Below are 4,058 nucleotides of genomic sequence, written 5' to 3' on the forward strand. Positions count from 1 at the left end.
CCGGTTTCCCCTGTAGAACAAGTCAGCGTCCCATCTAGAAAACTAAGTCGCTCCTGCATCCCTTTCATCCCATTGCCTGCTCCGTCGTTCTCCTGAATCCCAATCCCGTTGTCGCTAACCGTAAGTAATATTTGACTCTTCTCCTGTTCGATTTTTATCTCGCATCTGGACGCCTTGCTATGCTTCACAACGTTAGTTACAGCCTCACGCAAGCACATGCTTATCGTATTTTGCAATAGCGAAGGAAGCTGTTGCTCCCCTGCCTCTTCATACGTACATGTAATCCCTGCCGCCTGCAAGATTCCCTTTGCCTGAGCCATCTCCTCCTGAATCGAACTACTGCGCATATCCGCAATAAGTTCCCGCACATGTTTAAGGGCAGTGCGCGAAATCATTTGAATTTCCCTTGCCTCCTGCTTGGCACGGTCTGGATCCCTTGCTGCGACTCGTTCAACGAGCTGGCCCTTTAACGTAAGCAGTGATAGCGTATGACCGAGCGTATCATGAAGATCCCTCGCAATTCGCTGCCGCTCCTCGCGTTTCACAAGCTCGTTAATTTGTGCGTTTGCCGCATGCAGTTCATTTTCAAGCTGCCGACGCTTCACCTGCATGCGCATCCCGAAAGGAAACACCATCATTAACACAATAAAGGGAAGCATATAATAAATATCTTGATTAACCCATGTATCCAGTGTAAAGAAAAACGGCGTAATGACAGCTATGATAAAAATAGCATATAGCTGTAAATAGCGTGTTTTCGTGCGAGCGTAACTTATAAAAGAAGCAGCATAAAAATTCATAAACAAATAATTAATATTGTAAAAGGTGGAATAGATAAAGATAATCCCAATGTGTAACAATAGCCAGATTTCAAAGGTTTTCGTCGTTGCATACGCTTGTCGATATGACACAACAAAAATTGCCAGCAACAAATAGCCGACAATTCTTTTTACATCCGTTTCAAGCATTAAATATCGAATCGGAAACACGAGATAGATAAGCCATATATACGGAAAATATCCATACTTCTCCGGGAACAATCTGAACCTTTCTCCCAATTACACCGCTTCCTGTCTTTTTCTTATATAGATGGATAATACGACGAATACAACGAGATATCCTGCCAACAGAGCAGCGTTAGCTGGATCTGGTGCCTTTCCGTCTACGATATTCCAAGCACCATTACCAAATGAGTATGTCGGCAGAATCTTCCCAATTGTTTGCAGCGTAGTTGGGAAAATTTCAAGAGGCATCCATAATCCGCCGAGCATAGAGATGCTTAAATACAAAATATTTGCTACCGCAGATGCAGTGTCAATTTTCTTCATCGTCCCAATAACCGTCCCGAGAGCTAAAAATGGCATGGCACCGATTAAAATCCAGAAAAAGCTTGAAACCCATTGCCACATGCTCAGTTGAATGTGATTAATCAAAAACCCAGCTACAAACACAACAATAATACAAAGGGCATTCACAAGCGACTGTGCAATCATTTTTGCTGCCACGTACACCCCATTTGGGAGCGGCGTAATTCGCATAAGACGAGACCAGCCTTGTGTATTTTCCTGAACGAGCCGAAGCCCGAGCGTATTGATAGCCGTTCCGATGACACTAAAGGCAGCCATCGATACGAGATAATGTTCCTTCCAGGTTGCATCTGCATTTCCCCCTGTCACCATATTCGTAAAAAGGTAATAAAATAAAATTGGCATCACGAGGGAAGCAAAGATAAATCTTCTATTCCGAAACGTTCTCATTACCTCCACTTTACATTGCATCATCATCGGATTCATATAACCTCCTCCTTTGTTTCTTCCACAATTTGCTCAAACGCCTCATCTAATTTACCGCGCTCTACATCGATATCGTAAATGTTTAATTTTCGTTCAAATATGGCCCTCAGTACCGCATCCGTATCGTTCGTCATGAAAGAAATGCGCGTTCCTTTCACTACTACATCAGACACATGTGGAAACGATGCAAGCAAGGAAACCGGAATGGGCTCTTTCATCGATGCAGTCACAGACTTCTTCGTAATTCTCGCCTTCATCTCTTCAGGGGTACCATCCGCAACAATGCTTCCGTTTGTAAATAATATAATGCGATCTGCTAATTGATCTGCTTCCTCCAAATAGTGCGTCGTTAAAATAATCGTCTTCCCTGCTTTTGCAAACTGTCGAATTTCATCCCAGAAATGCTTTCTCGACGTAATATCCATCCCTACCGTTGGTTCATCTAAAAAGAGAATATCCGGGTTTCCGGTAAGAGCAAGTGCAAAGCCGAGGCGGCGTTTTTGCCCGCCCGACAAGCTATCTGCCATTTTCTTCTCCTCTGCTTCTAAATCGGCAAGACGCAGCAGCTCATCCTTTAGAAGGGGCGCTTCATAATAGCTACGGAACAGTTCAATTGTTTCTCCTACCGTTACTTCATCCATATGACTGACCTCCTGCAGCATCGCTCCAAGCTGCTGGCGAACAGCCTTTGGATTTTTACCAAACATCTCAACCATTCCTTCTGTGGGCGTAAGTAGACCAAGCATCATCGAGATCATCGTCGTCTTCCCTGCACCGTTCGGACCCAAAATTGCAGTTACTGTTCCTTTTTCAATCGAAAACGAAACATTCTGCACGGCAACTTTATCCTTAAACCGCTTTGTAATCTGCTTCACTTCAATTATCTTTTCCATGTTCCCACCTCCAGGTTATAGTTCTATTTTATGATGGGTACATTTTCCATAACAGTAAGGAATGTCACCGGATTAAGATGACAATAGTCATGATTTTTTTTGAAGTAAATGAGGAAAAGTGTTACTATCATGTGAGGATACCTACGAGAAGGAAGTGTCAAAATGATTATTCAAGATGAGAAGGATTTAGAAGGATTACGAAAAATTGGACGGATCGTGGCATTAGCACGTGAAGAAATGAAAAAGCAAGCAAAGCCCGGTATGACAACGAAGGAACTCGATTTAATCGGAAAAGGCGTTTTGGATGAGCACGGCGCCATCTCTGCCCCCATGCATGAGTATGATTTTCCCGGTGTTACTTGCATTAGTGTAAACGAAGAAGTAGCGCATGGCATGCCTGGAGATCGCGTGTTGCAAGAAGGCGATATCGTAAATGTCGACGTATCCGCAGCGCTTGACGGATACTATGCAGATACAGGTATTTCGTTCGTTCTCGGCCACGATGAATTGAAAGAAAAACTATGTCAAGCAGCCGTCGATGCATTTTGGGATGGCATTAAAAAGGCAAGAGCAGGCGCTAGACAAAATCAAATCGGCCGCGCAGTTATGAACTCTGCAAGAAAAAAGGGTCTTACCATTATTGAAAACTTAACAGGTCACGGTATCGGTCAAAGCCTTCACGAAGCACCTGAGAACGTCCTCAATTACTTTGACCCATTAGATAACAAGCTATTGAAAGATGGCCTCGTCATAGCGGTTGAACCATTCGTTGCAAACGGAGCAACGTACATCGTGGAATCAGGGGATGGCTGGACATTCGTCACACCGGACCGAAGCCCCGTTGCACAGTGTGAACATACCATTGTCGTAACAAGAGGCGAACCAATCGTATTGACGGAATTGTAAGTAGAAGAAAAACGAATCCTTCGCGGGTTCGTTTTTTTCTATCTTGTCGGACCGCCGTTAAATGCTCGGTTTCCGCCGTTAAACCTTAGGGCACCGCCTTTATTTTCTTCTTTCTCTTCTCTTTTTTTCTTCTATCCTGGCGATCCGCCGTTAAATACTCGGTTTCCGCCGTTATTCTTCCTCATTTCGCCGTTAAACCTTAGGGCACCGCCTTTATCCGATCACTTCTTCTATCTTTCCGCTCGTATTTGTCCCTTTTTCGATCGCATCCGCGGGGTTTCCGATCACATTTGCTTCTGATTCGATCGTAAAACGGCTTTCCCCTTGCCTTCCGCTCGTATTTACCCCTTTTCCGATCGCATCTTCTATTTTTTCGATCGCATCTATGGGGTTTCCGATCACATTTCCTTCTGATTCGCTCGTAAGACGGCTTTCCCCTTGCCTTCCGCTCGTATTTGCCCCTTTT

At 44.3% G+C, this 4,058-nt stretch carries 5 protein-coding genes; 1 reads left to right on the forward strand and 4 read right to left on the reverse strand.

The features are described from left to right. From AC11ZT_RS10800 to AC11ZT_RS10810, 3 genes are all read right to left on the reverse strand, one after another. A partial coding sequence (locus AC11ZT_RS10800) for a histidine kinase (protein ID WP_484059597.1) occupies window positions 1–1,058 on the reverse strand: 1,058 nt, incomplete at its 3' end. Beyond that, window positions 1,059–1,793: an ABC transporter permease gene (locus AC11ZT_RS10805; RefSeq protein WP_484059598.1), complete on the reverse strand. Its 735-nt coding sequence runs from the start codon at window positions 1,791–1,793 to the stop codon at window positions 1,059–1,061. Next, window positions 1,790–2,686, reverse strand: a complete 897-nt coding sequence (locus AC11ZT_RS10810) for an ABC transporter ATP-binding protein (RefSeq protein WP_484059599.1) — start codon at window positions 2,684–2,686, stop codon at window positions 1,790–1,792. Before AC11ZT_RS10810 ends, AC11ZT_RS10805 begins: the two co-directional genes overlap by 4 nt. A gap of 162 nt (window positions 2,687–2,848) precedes the next feature. Between AC11ZT_RS10810 and map the strand changes: the two genes are divergently transcribed. Further along, a complete protein-coding gene (map, locus tag AC11ZT_RS10815) occupies window positions 2,849–3,592 on the forward strand; it encodes a type I methionyl aminopeptidase (RefSeq protein ID WP_484059600.1) in 744 nt (247 codons plus the stop codon). 213 nt (window positions 3,593–3,805) lie between these two features. Here the strand turns inward: map and AC11ZT_RS10820 are convergent. After that, on the reverse strand, window positions 3,806–4,058 hold a 253-nt coding region (locus tag AC11ZT_RS10820), incomplete at its 5' end, for a hypothetical protein (RefSeq protein ID WP_484059601.1).

This window comes from Ectobacillus sp. (genome assembly GCF_056992975.1).